The organism is Vreelandella mediterranea (genome assembly GCF_970647075.1).
The window spans coordinates 108,163-124,023 of the sequence record NZ_OZ310198.1; the positions used below are offsets into that span (position 1 = coordinate 108,163).

Here is a 15,861-nt window from a genome sequence, read left to right on the forward strand (position 1 = left end):
TATGACTTATTTGTTCGTATGAGGGGAGTGCTGCCAGTGGTAGGGTAGCGGCATTACTTCAACCGTATCGACGATGAGGCATACGTATGAGTTCACCCGCCATTCAGTCCGCGTTACAGCAGATGCAGGGCATGGCTTCTCAAGCCGGAGCGCCCCTGAAAAGCGAGCCGGCCGCCCTGGGGCAAAGTGGGTTTGGCGGCGAGCTGCAGGCCTCCATCCGGCGTATCAACCAGCTACAAAAAAGCGCTGACACCAAGGCGATGGAGTTCCAGGCCGGCGCGCCTAACGTGGAGCTCGGCGACGTCATGGTCGACATGCAAAAGGCCAGTGTGGCCTTTCAAATGGGGCTGCAGGTGCGTAACCGTTTGGTCAGCGCCTACCGTGACGTGATGAACATGCAGGTTTAAAACCTGCGCTACGCTCAAGGCGTGGCGCAGCCGCAGCGTGTCCTTACCCGGTTGCTCGGCGGCAGGCTGCGCGGTTTTCAAGCCTCGAGTGAAATAATACCCCCCTTCATCTCCTCTATCCGCTTGGCTACCTCGAGTACTTCTTCGCTTGGGATTTGCCGAATGACGTCCCCTGTCTCACGGTCGATCACGCGGGCGATGATCCTGGAGGCCTCTTCGCTGACCTCGAACTCTACGCCACGATCACGAAGCGCTTCGTTGAGGCGGGCAATGGGCTCCTCAAGCTCCTCCCGGGAGACCTCGGTCGCCGCGGGCTCACTTTGCGTTGGTGCTTGAAGCAGGCTTTCCTGGCGCAGGGGCTGCATCTGCCAGGCGGGTGGGGAGGAGGTGCCCGTGGAAGATGAAATGACGGAACTATCCAGCGGTAAAGAGTCCATACGTGTATTCCTTTTGAAATTTGCCAAGCGGCGGAAATCACTCATCGTGCCTTCGAAGCCCCGGCAAAAAACGTATGGGCCTCACGAAGAATCATCGGCTGCTATCGAGTGAACTTTACGGTGATGGAAAATTAATCGTTGGTATTTCTTAAATGCCTAAAATAGCTGTCTACGTAGCGCCATATAGGACAATAGCTTGCCTCGCGCTTTGGTATGCTCACTTTAGTAACAAGGACGCTAACGACTAGTGTCAATCGCGGAGAAGACGTTGATGGAAGTGGAGCAGGACGGGTTTGAAAGCGTTAATAACCCTTCAATAATCGGCTCTTTGCTCGATACGATGATCGAAACGGGCGGGGTATCGATTTGTCTGATGACGCCAGATGCAAGCCCCGAGCCCATCGTTCTCATGGAGCGGCAGGAAGGTGAGGCACTGGTAATGGATTTGTCATCGGTGAGCTATCTGCTTCCTCGGCTGCAAGCGGCAGAGCCATTCTTTCTGCGTGGCCAGTCCCAGGGCAAGGTCATTCGCACGGCTCCGCTTTCGCTGATCGACGCAAGCCACTCCGGCGGGCGGCTTTTATGCCGCAGCGATTACCCCGAAGCGCTTTATGTGCTCCAACGGCGCGAAACGTTTCGCGCTCAGCTGCGCATGGGCATGGCGGTGGCGGTATCGGTAACCGACGAGCAGGGCCAGAGTGTGCAGGGCGAGTTGCGCGACTTGTCTCAAAGTGGCTGCCAGGTGGAGCTTCCTCTCAAGGCCAGCGGTTTGCTTGCCAACGCCGGTTCGCCGCTAAGGCTTGGTTTTACCTTTCCCGACGGCACGCAGTTCGCGGTTGATGGTGAAGCGCGGCATCAATTGACCGATGCCGAACACCACCTGCTGCGCGTTGGGTTCGAGCTGGTGGATCATACTGCCGAGCAGTCGCGCAAGATCTGGTACTTCGTATGTGAAATCGAACGCGAAGCGACGCGCTACGACAAGGAAGCAAGCCAAGGGGCGCGCCAGTCGTCGCCGTTATTCGCCGCTCAAGGAGCCGAAAAAGGCGAGCAGTACCAGGTAGGTCGCCGCGATCTCCAGTACTACGCCACTCCGGCCGCGCGGCGCTTGGTGAAAGTGGCCGCCTACCTGGACGCCCAGCTTCTCTTGTTGCAAGAGGGCAGCGATATCGACTCGCGCCAGCTCTCGCTCAACGCCGACCGCATCATCAGCTTGCATGAGGAGGATCGCCAGGCGCTGCTCTTCGCTTCCCGCTGCCTGTCATTGGAGCCGCTGCTGGTACGCCACGGCATCGCGGTGGCGATTCACCTTCTGGACTGGCTTGGCCGCGACACGCCAGACGATGTCCGCAAGGCCATGGTGGCAAGCTCGCTCGTCCACGATTTGGGCAAAGCATTGATCCCCCAGGTCGTATTCACCGCGCCCCACCTGGACGCTACCCAACTAAAAGCGATCGGCGAGCACCCGGGGCTTTTGCTCGACCGGTTGAAGAGCTGTCAGTGGCTTTCGAAAAACGTCGCTCAAGCGGTCATAAAGGGGATTAACGAGCGTATGGATGGCAGCGGCTATCCCGACCAGCTCGGCGGTGATGAGCTAAGCGAGCTCTCCAAGGCCTGCGCAATTATCGATGTGGTCGAGGCCATGCGCCGCGACCGTCCCGACCGCCCGGCCAAGACGACTCAGGAAATCTACCGCTACCTGCTGAGTCATCCGCAGCAGTTCGATCCGCGCTGGGTGAAGCGTTATATCGACCATTTCAAGTCGTTACCGGTGGGGGCGCTGGCGCTTTTTTCGAGCGAACAGCTGGCCTGGGTGGTGCGTGTCGATGAGCAAGGGACGCCGACAGAGGTCATTTTGACCGAGGAAGCCGCGGCGCCGTTACGCAGTACGCTGAAATATAGCGTTGCGGGCGATGTCGCCGAGCGGTTGGGCACGCCGAAACGCGAGGTGGCGGTCTCCACCTAAACCGCCGCAATGACCGATCAAAAAGCCCGCGACTCGTTAAAGTCGCCCTGGGCTACGCCGATAAACAATACAGGCCGGTCCGTTTGAACGAGGTCGTTCGAGCAGCCCATCAGGCATTGCGACATCGGCGGCTATTTTATTCATTTAAGGAGTACCCTTATGACTTATTCTCGCAGCGGCGGCGCCTATGGACGGGGGGCTAATGCCTACGCCCGCGTCGGCGTGGAGAGTGGCGTCATGTCCGCAGACCCGCATCAACTGATCGTTATGCTGTTCGACGGTGCCAAGGCGTCGATTCGCGCGGCACGCATCCACATGCAGGCGGGTAATGTTAGCGAAAAGGGTCGCGCTATCTCCAAGGCGCTGGATATCGTGAATAATGGCCTAAACGCCGCACTCGATCAGGAAAAGGGGGGCGCGGTTGCCGAGCGGCTTGGTTCACTTTACGACTACATCGCACGGCTTTTATTGGCCGCGAACCTGCGCAACGACGAAGAAAGCCTCGACCAGGCAGAACGCCTTTTAGAGGATATTGCCTCGGCCTGGCGTGAAATAGGCCATCCACAAAGTGCGTGAGGCTCATCATGTCTGCTTTTGACACGGCACCTGCCGATACCCAGCAAGCCCTGCTCGATACCTACAGCGAGCTGTTATCGCGCGCAGCGCATATGCAGTCGCTTGCGAGCAACGAGCAGTGGGCGGAGCTTATCGAACAGCGTACCCACTACGTTTTGTTAGTCGATAAGCTTCGCGAGCTTGATGAGCGTGTCGAGCTCGATGCCGCTGGTCGGACGCTCAAAGCCGAGCTTTTAGAGCGCATTCTGGAGCACGATGTCGATATTCGCCGCCGTTTGGTCACTCGTCGCGATGAATTGGGCAAGCTGATCGGCGCTTCTCAAAAGCAGCGCGACCTGCACCGCGCCTACGCGCCTCAGCAGGGCGTCACTGACCAGGATGGCACCACGCCGTGAGCGGCATCACGCCGTTGATCGATACGTTGATGCACCAGGTGCTGGGGCGTCAGTCGGATTCGCTACAGCGCTCGATCAACGCCCCCGTCCAGCCGGTTACGCCCGGCGACGGTCCTCGCGCACTATCCCGCGACTCAAGCCTCGATGGTCGCCCAACAACCAATCTCCCTCTTGACGACTTGCGCCGCCTCCCTGCTTCGCCGGACCAGGGCGGGCGAGGCTTGCCCGCATCCAAAGGCGAGGGGGCGCCGGGCTCGACGCAAACCCACTTTAGCCCTGCGGCGCGTAGTATCGCCGATGTTCTGCTGCGCTTTCCCGCGCCCCCCACGGCAGTGCGACTCGACGCCCCGCTGATGGGCCCCGACGAGCCCGCCAGTGCCGAGACGCTCTCCAACCGGCTCAACGCCAGTATTCGCGATAGCGGCCTGTTTTACGAAGCCCACTTGAAGCGCTGGTTTCAAGGAGAGGTGCCCCGCCAGCAGCTGATGCGCGAGCCGCAGATGCAGCTTGCCCGGTCTCAGGTAGCCGGCCCAATGCCGGCTGGCCCGCAAACCCAACCCGGTGCACTTCAGCCGTCCGGCCCCTTGTCGACTGGTCAGCCACTCCAACCCGGCGCCCTCCAGTCGCCCGGCCCCCTGCCCGCTGGCCCACCCATACAGCCTGGCGTGCTTCAGCCATCCGGTCCCCTGCCGGCTGGCCCGCAACTACAGCCTAACGTGTATCAGTCGACAGGTCAGTTGTCCGCTGGATCACAGGCCCAGCCGGGGGCGTATCCGTCATCGGGTCAAACGTCTGCAGACTCCCAAACGTCGTTTGTCAGGCCCCTGGTCGCCGGCCAAGCGCCGGGCTGGGGGGCGTTTCCAGGTTCAAGCACGCCTGGCCCCATTTTGCCCAACACGGCGCTGATATTCGTACAAGGCGCGGGGGGCGGTGTGGGCGTGCCGGGACCGAGCACCGGTCCGGCGGCCCAGGCGACGGCTAATCTGCCCGGCGCCAGCGCAGGGGCGGGTGGCGCGAACACCGGCGCAGGCGTTACGTCGGGTCTGGCAAGCGAGCGCGCTGGGATCGAGCGCTCCGTAGGTAACCTGGCCACAACGCCCTCCCCGCTGACCGAAAAGCCGGAGGAGCGCGCGCTCGCCGCGCGGGAAAGCGCCGCGCTTCGTGATTTTGAAGCTTTGTCGTCTACCAAGCGCGAGGTCGTTCACGAAAGCCTACAGGGGTTAGTGCGCCAGCAGCTTGAAATGCTGGCTACCCCGGTGCTGCGTTGGGAAGGTGATGTCTGGGCGGGTATCTTTATGGCGCTTGTCATCAATCTACCCACGGGTCGGCAGCAGGGTGATGAAGGAGGCGAAAGCGCCGAGGCCGAACAGGAGTGGCGCTCGCAGATGCAGCTTGAAGTACCCAACGTGGGCGCATTCAACGTGACGCTTTCGCTTTTCCGCTCCGTGCTCGAGGTGTCGATGGATACCTTCGATGAGGAGACTTACGCGCATCTCGAACCCTCGATTGGTCGGCTGGAGGAGCGCCTTGGCGCGCTGGACTTTCAAAAAGTGCGCGTCAGTCTAAAGCAACCCCAGGGTGAGACCTGATGGATTCCTCGACCGAGCGCCGCCGCCAGGCCGTGGCACTGGCCTACCACGAAGGGGAGCAGGCTCCCCGGGTCGTGGCCAAGGGCTATGGCGAGCTTGCCGAGCGCATCATGGCGGAGGCGGAGCGCCAGGGTATCTATGTTCACGATGCGCCGGAACTCGTAGCACTTTTGATGCAGCTCAACCTGGACACGGAAATTCCTGCTAGCCTATATCAGGTGGTAGCGGAGTTGCTCGTATGGGTATTCGAGCTCTCTGGAGAAGAAGAAACTCATGTTGAAAGGCGCAAGTAGCCAATACTGACGTTGTGTGCAACCATGATGGTAGGGAACAACAATCATTTTGGCGTCAGTGCAGTGGTTGATTAACGCCTCGACGTTCGATGGAACATTATGAGTCAAACAAGCTTCTTCGATGAAATCCAGGAAATTAATCTCGCGTATTTGCTGCTGGCCCAGCGTCTTTTAAACGAAGACCGCCATGCGGCAATGCTGCGCTTAAAAGTGGATGGCGAGCTCGCTGACCTGCTCGTGTCCCTGAACGCCCGTCAGCTTTCCAGGCTGGCACGCACCAATCAGTTGGTGTGCCGGTTTAGCGACATAAGCGCCAAGCAACTACGTCAGGTGATGGAGAACCCGAGAGATCAAGGGCTTTCAGGCCTGCACGCCTCACTCTTGATGGCCGGCGAGCCGTTTGATTCGCTGCCCAAAGGGGAGGCCGAGTGACTCAAAAAAGCTTGGTCGACGAAATGCGCCAGGTTCAGCTAGCCATTGAGCTTATCGAGCTGGGTGCACGGTTGCAGGTATTGGAGACGGAAACCGAGCTTAGCCGTACCCGGCTTATCAAGCTCTATAAAGAGGTCCGTGGGGTTTCTCCGCCCAAGGGAATGTTGCCCTTTTCAACGGACTGGTTCGTGACCTGGTTACCCAACGTTCACTCGTCACTTTTTTATAATATCTATGGCAGTCTCAGAAAAAACACGCCGTGTGAGCGTATCGATGCCTTCGTCAAGGCGTACCGGCTCTATGAAGAGCAGGTCACCCTTGAAAACGTCGACCCGGTGCTGGGCTTGACCCGCGCCTGGACGCTGGTGCGTTTTTTCGAGAGCGATCTTTTACAGCTTACCTCCTGCACCCGCTGCCTGGGTCGCTTCGTCGCGCACGCGCACAGCCCTACCCGCGACTACGTATGCGGCATCTGCCAGCCACCTTCCCGCGCGGGCAAGACCCGCAAGCCCCAGGCATAAAATAGCCTCCCTTCTACGCCTTTTATTACCTCCTAACTCACATTAAGTTCGTGTTTAATCCTGAGATAGGGGGGAAAGGTAGCGGTACTTTATCATTAAGAATTGCAACTGCCCTGGTATGATAGGCCTAAGCGTCAAATAGGCGGGGAGTGTCCACGTTCATCACCACAACCGATGAAGCAGACTCCTCTGATGTCTCACTGTCATCGCAAGGAACGTACGTGTGCTGATTCTCTTAGGTTATTTGGTAGTACTGCTGTCGGTGTTTGGCGGGTATGTCTTGGCGGGGGGAAGCCTTGGACCGATTTATCAGCCCCTCGAGTTATTAATTATCGGGGGTGCTGGCGTGGGCGCGTTTATTGCGGCCAATAACGGCAAGGCCATCAAGGCGACTTTCAAGGTACTGCCTAAGCTCAAGCGTTCCAAAAAGTACAATAAAGCGCTCTATATGGAGCTGATGGCACTGCAGTTCAAAATCCTTTCCAAGGTGCGCCGCGAAGGCATGCTGGGTATAGAGCGTGATATCGACAACCCCCAGGAAAGCGAGCTTTTCCAGGAACACCCTACGGTGCTTTCCGACCCGCACATCATGAACTTCTTGACCGACTACCTGCGCCTGATGGTCAGCGGCGGCATGGAGCCCATGGAAATCGATGAGCTGATGCTCCACGAAATCGAGGCCTTCGAGCAGGAGCTTCATATACCGATCGATGCGATCAGCAAGGTGGGGGATGCGATGCCGGCGTTCGGCATCGTGGCGGCGGTCATGGGAGTGGTGAAAGCGCTGACCTATGCCGATGCCAGCCCCGACGAGATGGGGGAAATGATCGCCCACGCCCTGGTCGGCACCTTCCTGGGTATTTTGATGGGCTACGGCTTTATCAGCCCGATAGCCAGCTATGCCGACCGTCAGGCGAAAGAGGCCGAGAAAATGCTTCAGTGCATTCGCGTGACGCTTTTGGCAAGCCTGCATGGGTATGCCCCGCAGCTGGCGGTCGAGTTTGGCCGTAAAGCGCTGCACACCGAGGAGCGGCCAACGTTTAGCGAACTCGAGGAGTATGTGCGCGATGCGAAAAAGGGCGGTAATGCATGAGTAAGGGGGGCGACAAGCGCCCGATCGTCATCCGGCGCAAAAAAGTGGTCCACGCCCATCACGGCGGCGCGTGGAAAATCGCGTTGGCAGACTTCATGACCGCGCTGATGGCACTTTTTCTCGTGCTCTGGATCTTGAGCGTGGCAAGTGACGAGCAGCGCCAGGGCGTGGCCGAGTACTTCAGTGCCCCGCTGGTCACCGCGGTGACCGGTGGTGACCGCTCGGGCAGCACTCGGGTGATCCCCGGCGGTGGCCCCGACCCGACGCATACCGACGGCGAGCGTGCGCGTATCGACGTCATGCAGCATACCCGGCCAAGTCTTGAGGAGCGGCGCTTTTTCAACGATCTTCAGGAGCGTATCGAGCGCGCGATCAATCAGGACCCGGAGCTTCGTCAGTTGCGCTCCCAGATGCGCTTTGACCTGACCCGGGAAGGCCTACGCATTCAGCTTCTGGATACCGATCAGCGCCCGATGTTCGAGCTGGGTAGTGACCAGGTCGCCTCCTACATGCGCAGCCTGTTACGCACGATGGCGCCGCTTTTAAACGAGCTGCCCAACGACCTGAGCATTAGTGGGCATACCGATAGCGTGCCCTATGCCGGCGGCTACCGGGGCTACAGCAATTGGGAGCTTTCCAACGACCGCGCCAACGCCTCGCGCCGCGAGCTGGTGGCCGGCGGCCTCGACCCCGACCAGCTGCTTCGCGTGTCGGGCTTTGCCGACCGGGTGCTGCTACCCGAGACGACGGCAATAGATCCGCGCAACCGGCGTATCGAACTTGTCGTACTGCTTCCGGAGATCGCCGAAGCCATCCGCAACCCCGGTGTTTTGGGCCCAGGGGATTCGGTTTCGGATGAAAATAGTATGGAAGAGGCTTTAGAAAACCTTCCGCAAGCCGATATAGCGCAGTAAGCGAGGCTTGTCATAACAACTATGACACTAATGTGGAGCAGTGCATGGATATAGCGGATTTTTTTGACACCTTTTTTGAAGAAGCCGAAGAACTGCTTGCGGATATGGAGCAGCACTTGCTGGAGCTGGATGTCGATAATCCGGATAGCGAGCAGCTGAATGCCATTTTTCGCGCCGCTCACTCCATCAAAGGCGGCGCGGGAACATTTGGGTTTAGCGTGTTGCAAAAAACCACGCATATCCTGGAAAACCTGTTGGATCACGCGCGAAAGGGAGAACTCGTTCTACGCCCCGACCTCGTTGATACGTTTTTAGAGGCCAAAGACATCATGCACGAACAGCTCGATGCCTATCGCAGCGAGGAAGAACCCGACCAGCAGGCGTTTGAGCGCATCTGCCATGTGCTTCAGCAAATCGCCCTGGAAGAGATGGGCGAGCCACTGGAAGTGGCCATAACGCCCAGCGAAGCCTCGCCCAAGGAGCCCGCTCCGGCGCCGGCAACCGGCGAAAGCGAAGCGGCGCCAGCGCAAGAAAGTCAGCTGGTCGTGGCCCTTTTGAACGTAAGCGATAAAGACCGTGCGCTGCTGGTAGAGGAGCTTGGACAGCTGGGCGACATCGTGCAGCAGTCCGGCGACGAAAAGCGCTTTGAAGTCGTGATGAGCGCAAGCACGAGTGCCGACGATATCGAAGCGGTGATGTGTTTTATCATCGAGCCCGACCAGATCGAAATAAGCGCCGTGGCGGCGCCCAGCGCGCCCGCAAAGGCCTCGACCCCCGAGCCTGCTGCGCCAGCGCCTCAGGCAGAAAAACCCGCCGCGCCGCCGCAAAAAAGTGCGAACGCCCCGGCCGCGGCCCCAAAAGCCGACAAGGCAGCGGCCAAGAAAGCCGCGCCCGAATCGAGCTCGATTCGCGTGTCCGTGGACAAGGTCGACCAAATCATCAACCTGGTGGGCGAGCTGATCATCACCCAGTCGATGCTCGATCAGACGGTGAGCGATTTAAACGATCAGTCGATAGGCAACGGGTCGCTACAAAACGGCATGAGCCTTCTCCAGCGTAACGCCCGGGATCTGCAGGAATCGGTCATGTCGATCCGCATGATTCCCATGGAGTTCGTGTTCAGCCGCTTCCCCCGCGTGGTGCGCGATACCGCCGGCAAGCTGGGTAAAGAGATCGAGCTGATTACCGAAGGCAAGTCCACCGAGCTCGACAAGAGTCTGGTGGAGCGGATCACCGACCCGCTGACCCACCTGGTGCGTAACAGTCTCGACCACGGCATCGAAATGCCCGAGGTGCGCGAGGCGCTGGGCAAGCCCCGCCAAGGCAAGCTGACCCTGGCTGCCCGCCATCAGGGCGGCAATATTCTCATCGAGGTCAAGGACGACGGCGCCGGCATGGACCGTGACCGCTTGCTCGCCAAGGCTCGCGAGAACGGGCTGAACGTCTCGGACACCATGACCGACGAAGAGGTCTTTCAGCTCATTTTTGCCCCCGGCTTCTCCACCGCCGCCGAGGTCACCGACGTCTCCGGGCGCGGCGTCGGCATGGACGTGGTCAAGCGGAACATCCAGAAAATGGGTGGGCGCGTCGAGATTCAATCCAAACTCGGCGAGGGTACCAACACGCGTATCGTGCTGCCGCTGACGCTGGCCATTCTGGACGGTATGTCTATCAAGGTGGGTAGCGAAACCTTCATTCTACCGCTATCCACAGTGCTCGAGTCGCTTCAGCCTTCCAGCGACGACATGTACGCCATGGCCGGCGACGACGTAGTGCTCAAGGTACGCGACGAGTATCTGCCGGTGATCGCGATTCATGAAGCGCTGGACGTGACGGACGCCATCACCGACCCGACCAAGAGTATCGCTGTGATCGTACAGGGCGAAGGCCGGCGCTATGCGCTGCTGGTCGACGAGCTGGTGGGACAGCAGCAGGTGGTCGTAAAGAATCTGGAAGACAACTACCGCAAGGTGCCCGGTGTCTCCGCCGCTACGATCCTGGGCGATGGCAGCGTGGCGCTGATTCTGGATATTACCGGCCTACACCGCTTAAGCCGCCATAAAAAAGAAGCGGGCAAAAACGTTCACCACCACCCCCAATTCTCGTATGACAAGGAGACCGAGCTGTCATGAGTCATTCAAATAGTGACGCGGTGCTGGCCGCCGCGGAAGCGGACAACAGCGAATTTCTGGTGTTCTCACTGGGCGAAGAAGAGTACGCCATCGATATACTCAAGGTTCAGGAAATTCGCGGCTACGAAAACGTAACCCGTATTGCCAACGCCCCTGAGTTCATCAAAGGAGTCACCAACCTGCGCGGCGTGATCGTGCCGATCGTCGATCTGCGCATCAAGTTCCATCTCGAAAACGTCGAGTACGGTGGCCAGACCGTGGTGATCGTGGTCAACGTCGCCGAGCGCGTCGTCGGTATCGTGGTGGACGGCGTATCGGACGTCATGACCCTAACGCCGGACCAGATCAAACCTGCACCGGAGTTCGGCGTCACGCTCTCTTCGGATTTCTTGAGCGGACTGGGCAGCCTCGAAGACCGCATGCTGGTGCTGGTGGATATCGACAAGCTTTTAACCAGCGAAGAGATGGCGCTTGTCGACAGTACCCAGCAAGCGTAATCCCGCTTTTAAGAAGCCGGGCGCGAAGAGCCCTTTTAAAAGATCGACTTAAAAGACTTTGGCATAAAGAGCGCTGGCAGGACCAGAGCCGCAGGCGTTGAAAAGGGATATCGCTAATGCATCAGTTGATGAACAACATGACCGTCCGGCTTAGCTGGGCACTGGTTTTGGTTACCTTCTCCTTGCTTGTCATCGCCGCCTGCGCGACGGGGCTTTACGCACTTCAGGAGAGCGGTGCCATCCTACGGTCAACGAGCGATATCGCGGTCCAACAGCAGCTCTTCGCTGACTTTGCCGGTATTGTCCGCTGGACACTGATCGCGGTGCTGGTCGTGACCGCGCTTACCGTGGCGGTCGTGGTATGGGGCGTCACCGTCAACGTACTGCGCCCGCTCAGCCGCCTGGTGGGGTATTTCGAACGTATGGCCGAAGGTGACTTGAACCAGCAGATCAGCGCGCCGGGGAATAACGAAATCGGCCGGCTCTATATCGCCATGGCGGACATGCAAACCTCGCTATCGGAAACCGTTGGGGTGGTTCGCCAAAGCGGCACGTCCATCTTCGAGCGCGCCCAGAGTATCGCCAGCAGCAATAACGACTTGTCATCGCGTACCGAGCAGCAGGCCTCGTCGCTCGAAGAGACCGCCTCCAGCATGGAGGAGCTCGCCTCGACGGTGAACCACAATGCGGACAACGCGCGTCAGGCAAGCACCCTGGCCGGCGACGCCACGCTCACCGCGCGCCAAAGCGGTGACGAAGTCAGTCGTATCGTCGAGACCATGCAGGAGATCAGCTCCAGCTCACACAAGGTGGCCGACATCATCACGGTGATCGACACCATCGCCTTTCAAACCAATATTTTGGCGCTCAACGCCTCGGTGGAAGCCGCGCGGGCCGGCGAGCACGGCCGCGGCTTTGCGGTGGTGGCGCAAGAGGTGCGTAATCTGGCCAGCCGCAGCGCCAACGCCTCTAAAGAGATCCGCGCGCTCATCGATGCCTCGCTCACCAAGGTGGACAGCGGCACCGACCGGGTAAATCAGGCCGGCGAGACCATGCAAGGCCTGGTCAGCGCGGTTCAGCGGGTCAGCGACATCATGGATGAAATCGCCTCGGCTTCGGAAGAACAGAGCAACGGTATCAGCCAGGTGAATCAGGCCGTTACCCAGATGGACGACGTCGTACAGCAGAACGCCAGGCTGGTGCAGCAGGCAGCCGGCCGTGCCAATGAGCTTGAAAGTGATGCAGCGCGCCTGAGGGAGGCAGTCGAGCGTTTCAAGGTCGTCGAGCGCGCGCAAAAAGCCCCGGCCCCGGCGCCCGCACCGCTGGCGCGCCCGGCCCCGGCCCCAGCAAGCCTTGCAAGCCCGGCGCCCGCCCCGCGCGGTCAGGCCGTTGAAGAGTGGGAAGCCTTTTAGGGCACTTGTCCCGCATAAGCAGGCTCCTCATCAGGGCTTGAAAGAGCATCGACGTTACTAATACCAAAAAAACAAGGCAATGCCATGCGCAATAATCAGCCAGTTACCCAGCGGGAAGTGGAGCTTAATGGGGACGACTTCCTTGTCTCGCGGACGGATCTCGACGGGCGTATTACGTACGCCAATCCGGCCTTCATCGAGATTAGCGGCTTCAACCGCGAAGAGCTGATTGGCGCGGCGCACAATATCATTCGCCACCCGGATATGCCGCCGGCGGCCTTCGAGAACCTGTGGCAGACCGCACGATCCTCCGAGACCTGGCGTGGACTGGTTAAAAACCGCTGCAAAAGCGGCGATCACTACTGGGTAGAGGCGAGCGTTACACCGATCATCGAAAACGACGAGGTGGTGGGCTATACCTCGGTACGGGTGCAGGCAAGCCGCGAGGCCATTGCCTACGCGGAACGCATTTACGCGGCTATACGCGAAGGGCGGGCCAGGGGCGTGTATCTCGATAAAGGGCGTATCCGCCGCCGAGGTGTGGTGGCACGTATCAAGCGGCTGCGCCCGGACACCATTCGCGCCAAACTGGTGGGAATGATCGTGGTCGGCGGAGTGCTCCTGCTCGCCAGCGGCGGTATCGGGCTTTACGGCATCGACGCCTCCGGCGAGCGCCTTCAGCGTTTGCATCAGGATGGCTTGCGCGATGTCATTCGCCTTCAGCAGATCGATCAGGGTATTGCCCAGGCCCGTCAACAGTTGGTCGAACGCGGGCGTATGGAGCTCATCGATCAGCGCTTCGAGATCGGCGCGGAGATCGAGCAGGACATCGAAGAAATCGGCGCCACCTGGCAGGTGTTTTACGCAAGCGACACCAATGCCACCGAGCTTGCCGACGCCTTTGACGAACGCCTTCAAGGGTTTTTTGCCGATAACATGGGCGGCGCTGCCCGGATGCTTCAGGCCGAAGATGCGCTGGACGTGCTGACCGGAATCGACGATGTCACCAGCGCCATGAATAGCGAAGGTCGCGCGCTATCGCTGATGGTCAACGAGCTAATTGCCCAGGAACAGCGTGCAGCCGAGGCGATGGCCGCTGACGCGGAGCAGGCGCAAACGGCCATGCTGGCCACCCAGGCGGGCGTGCTCGGGGTTGGTCTGCTGGCACTGATTCTGCTCGGCACGGTGCTTCTGCGCTCCATCTTGAGACCGCTAAAAGACGCCTCGCGGTTTACGCTTCAAATTGCCGGCGGCAACCTGGCGGCGCGTGTTCCCCAGCGCCGCCAGGACGAGATCGGGCACCTAATGGGCTCGCTCAATACCATGCGTAAAAGCCTTGGCAGTATCATTGGCGATGTCAAAGAGGGGATCGGTGTCGTGACACCGGCGGCTCAAAATATTGCCAGCGGCAACGAAGAGCTCTCTGCGCGTACCGAACAACAGGCGGCATCGCTTCAGCAAACCGCCTCCAGCATGGAAGAGATGACCACGACCGTTCGCCAAAATAGTGAAAACGCTCAACAGGCGCGCCGTTTGGCCGATAACAATGCTGAGCGGGTGAGTGAAACCGGTGATTTGATGAACCAACTGGTCAGCAACATGCAGCGGATTACGCAAAGTTCCCAGCAAATGGCCGATATCATCAACGCCATCGACTCGATTGCGTTTCAGACCAACATACTGGCGCTGAATGCATCGGTCGAGGCGGCCCGGGCCGGCGAGCATGGCCGCGGCTTTGCCGTCGTCGCCGAAGAGGTGCGCAACCTGGCCGGACGCTCGGCCTCCGCCGCCCAGGAAATTCGCACGCTGATCGATGGCTCGCGTCAGGATGTCGCCGCCGGTGCCGGGCTTGTCGAGCGCGCGGAGACGGCGATCGGCGACGTAGCGGAAACGGCGCGCAGCGTCACGAACATCATGCACGAAATCTCTTCGGCGTCCGAAGAGCAGAGTGCCGGTATTAGCGAAGTGAATCAGTCGGTGGCTGAAATGGATCAGGCGACACAGCAAAACGCCGCGCGTGTGCAGGAAACGGCCCAGGCCGCGGTATCGCTCGAGCGTCAAACGACGCTGCTGGCGCTGTCGGTCGAGGCGTTCAGGCTGGAGAGTGAGGCGCCGAGGGCGGCCACCGCCAGCGGGTTTTCGCCACCCAGAACACCCCATAATGCCCTAAAAGATGCATCCGCGATGTCTTCCAGCGATACATCAACAACTACCCCGTCGGCTTCTGTGCCTATCAAACGGCAATCCGCGGTTGCAGAGGAGTGGCAAGCATTTTGAACGAACCACGTGATGGGTCGGCAGATACCGGTCAATGGACGACGGGAGGTCAGATCGAGCGCGATCTTGTACTGACCGACGCTGACTTCTTGCGTATCCGCGAGCTGATTTATCAGCGCGCCGGGATCGTGCTGGCCGAACACAAGCGAGAGATGGTCTATAGCCGTCTGGCAAGGCGGCTACGTCATCACGGCATGACCCGCTTTACCGACTACCTTTCGCGACTAGAGCGCCAGCCCGACGCCAAAGAGTGGGAGGCGTTTACCAATGCGCTGACCACTAACCTGACCGCCTTTTTCCGCGAAGCACACCACTTCCCCCTGCTCGCCGAGCATATCAAGGACAAGGCCGGGCCGATCACGATCTGGTGTTCCGCCGCCTCGACGGGCGAGGAGCCTTACTCGCTTGCGATGACGCTTTTGGAAGTGCTGGGCGCCAAGGCCTCCAACGCCAAGATCGTCGCCACGGATATCGATACCGACGCCTTGGCCCGGGCCCGGGCGGGGATCTACCCCCAGGAGCAGGTGCGCAAGCTCGACGAGGCGCGGGTCAAACGTTTCTTCCAAAAGGGCACGGGCAACCATATCGGACTTGCTCGCGTGCGGCCTGAAGTATCGGCGCTGGTGGAGTTTTTGCCCCTGAACTTGCTGGCGCCCAAGTGGCCTGTTCAGGGCCCTTTTGACGCCATTTTCTGTCGCAACGTCATGATCTATTTCAACAAAGAGACCCAGGCAACCATTTTGCAACGCTTTGCCCCCTTGCTTAAAGAAGACGGGCTGCTGTTTGCCGGGCATTCGGAGAATTTTTCCTATATCAGCGACGCCTTCAAGCTGCGTGGGCAGACGGTCTACACCCGTGCAAAGTGACAGCGGCGTACCCTTCAGGAGGTTTCTACCGGTGAGTTCAATAACAGGAGGCGG

16 protein-coding genes are annotated in these 15,861 nt (G+C 59.6%); 15 read left to right on the plus strand and 1 reads right to left on the minus strand.

All coding sequences use genetic code 11. The annotated features are described in order from the left end of the window. The first annotated feature begins 86 nt into the window (after positions 1-86). Positions 87-407 carry a flagellar hook-basal body complex protein FliE gene (gene fliE, locus ACWFVE_RS00505; protein WP_447527352.1) on the plus strand — a complete coding sequence of 107 codons (321 nt, stop codon included), beginning with the start codon at positions 87-89 and terminating at the stop codon, positions 405-407. A gap of 77 nt (positions 408-484) precedes the next feature. On the opposite strand, the gene ACWFVE_RS00510 is transcribed toward fliE, so the two are convergent. Beyond that, positions 485-844 carry a flagellar protein FlaG gene (locus ACWFVE_RS00510; RefSeq protein ID WP_447527353.1) on the minus strand — a complete coding sequence of 120 codons (360 nt, stop codon included), beginning with the start codon at positions 842-844 and terminating at the stop codon, positions 485-487. 247 nt (positions 845-1,091) lie between these two features. On the opposite strand from ACWFVE_RS00510, the gene ACWFVE_RS00515 reads away from it, so the two are divergent. The 14 genes from ACWFVE_RS00515 to ACWFVE_RS00580 all read left to right on the plus strand — a co-directional run bounded on the left by ACWFVE_RS00515 (position 1,092) and on the right by ACWFVE_RS00580 (position 15,807). Continuing rightward, on the plus strand, positions 1,092-2,810 hold the full coding sequence (locus tag ACWFVE_RS00515; protein WP_447527354.1) for an HD domain-containing phosphohydrolase: 1,719 nt from the start codon (positions 1,092-1,094) through the stop codon (positions 2,808-2,810). Positions 2,811-2,969: 159 nt separating this feature from the next. Beyond that, positions 2,970-3,386: a flagellar export chaperone FliS gene (fliS, locus tag ACWFVE_RS00520; RefSeq protein WP_447527355.1), complete on the plus strand. Its 417-nt coding sequence runs from the start codon at positions 2,970-2,972 to the stop codon at positions 3,384-3,386. An 8-nt stretch (positions 3,387-3,394) separates the two neighbouring features. Beyond that, on the plus strand, positions 3,395-3,781 hold the full coding sequence (gene fliT / locus ACWFVE_RS00525) for a flagellar protein FliT (RefSeq protein ID WP_447527356.1): 387 nt from the start codon (positions 3,395-3,397) through the stop codon (positions 3,779-3,781). Then, positions 3,778-5,370 (plus strand): flagellar hook-length control protein FliK, encoded by a 1,593-nt coding sequence (locus ACWFVE_RS00530; RefSeq protein ID WP_447527357.1) that lies wholly within the window; start codon positions 3,778-3,780, stop codon positions 5,368-5,370. Before fliT ends, ACWFVE_RS00530 begins: the two co-directional genes overlap by 4 nt. Then, positions 5,370-5,663, plus strand: a complete 294-nt coding sequence (locus tag ACWFVE_RS00535) for an EscU/YscU/HrcU family type III secretion system export apparatus switch protein (RefSeq protein ID WP_447527358.1) — start codon at positions 5,370-5,372, stop codon at positions 5,661-5,663. The genes ACWFVE_RS00530 and ACWFVE_RS00535 overlap by 1 nt, the downstream gene beginning before the upstream one ends. Positions 5,664-5,762: 99 nt before the next feature. Continuing rightward, on the plus strand, positions 5,763-6,095 hold the full coding sequence (flhD, locus tag ACWFVE_RS00540; RefSeq protein ID WP_447527359.1) for a flagellar transcriptional regulator FlhD: 333 nt from the start codon (positions 5,763-5,765) through the stop codon (positions 6,093-6,095). Further along, positions 6,092-6,616 carry a flagellar transcriptional regulator FlhC gene (gene flhC, locus ACWFVE_RS00545; protein ID WP_447527360.1) on the plus strand — a complete coding sequence of 175 codons (525 nt, stop codon included), beginning with the start codon at positions 6,092-6,094 and terminating at the stop codon, positions 6,614-6,616. The genes flhD and flhC overlap by 4 nt, the downstream gene beginning before the upstream one ends. A 223-nt stretch (positions 6,617-6,839) precedes the next feature. Continuing rightward, complete coding sequence (gene motA, locus ACWFVE_RS00550) at positions 6,840-7,709, plus strand: flagellar motor stator protein MotA (protein ID WP_447527361.1); 870 nt, start codon at positions 6,840-6,842, stop codon at positions 7,707-7,709. Next, positions 7,706-8,623 (plus strand): flagellar motor protein MotB, encoded by a 918-nt coding sequence (motB, locus tag ACWFVE_RS00555; protein WP_447527362.1) that lies wholly within the window; start codon positions 7,706-7,708, stop codon positions 8,621-8,623. The genes motA and motB overlap by 4 nt, the downstream gene beginning before the upstream one ends. A gap of 44 nt (positions 8,624-8,667) precedes the next feature. After that, on the plus strand, positions 8,668-10,755 hold the full coding sequence (gene cheA, locus ACWFVE_RS00560; protein WP_447527363.1) for a chemotaxis protein CheA: 2,088 nt from the start codon (positions 8,668-8,670) through the stop codon (positions 10,753-10,755). After that, positions 10,752-11,252, plus strand: a complete 501-nt coding sequence (cheW, locus tag ACWFVE_RS00565) for a chemotaxis protein CheW (RefSeq protein ID WP_447527364.1) — start codon at positions 10,752-10,754, stop codon at positions 11,250-11,252. The genes cheA and cheW overlap by 4 nt, the downstream gene beginning before the upstream one ends. 116 nt (positions 11,253-11,368) lie before the next feature. Continuing rightward, positions 11,369-12,664: a methyl-accepting chemotaxis protein gene (locus ACWFVE_RS00570; RefSeq protein WP_447527365.1), complete on the plus strand. Its 1,296-nt coding sequence runs from the start codon at positions 11,369-11,371 to the stop codon at positions 12,662-12,664. 84 nt (positions 12,665-12,748) lie between these two features. Beyond that, positions 12,749-14,941 (plus strand): methyl-accepting chemotaxis protein, encoded by a 2,193-nt coding sequence (locus tag ACWFVE_RS00575; RefSeq protein ID WP_447527366.1) that lies wholly within the window; start codon positions 12,749-12,751, stop codon positions 14,939-14,941. Beyond that, on the plus strand, positions 14,938-15,807 hold the full coding sequence (locus ACWFVE_RS00580) for a CheR family methyltransferase (RefSeq protein WP_447527367.1): 870 nt from the start codon (positions 14,938-14,940) through the stop codon (positions 15,805-15,807). Before ACWFVE_RS00575 ends, ACWFVE_RS00580 begins: the two co-directional genes overlap by 4 nt. Positions 15,808-15,861 lie beyond the last annotated feature (54 nt).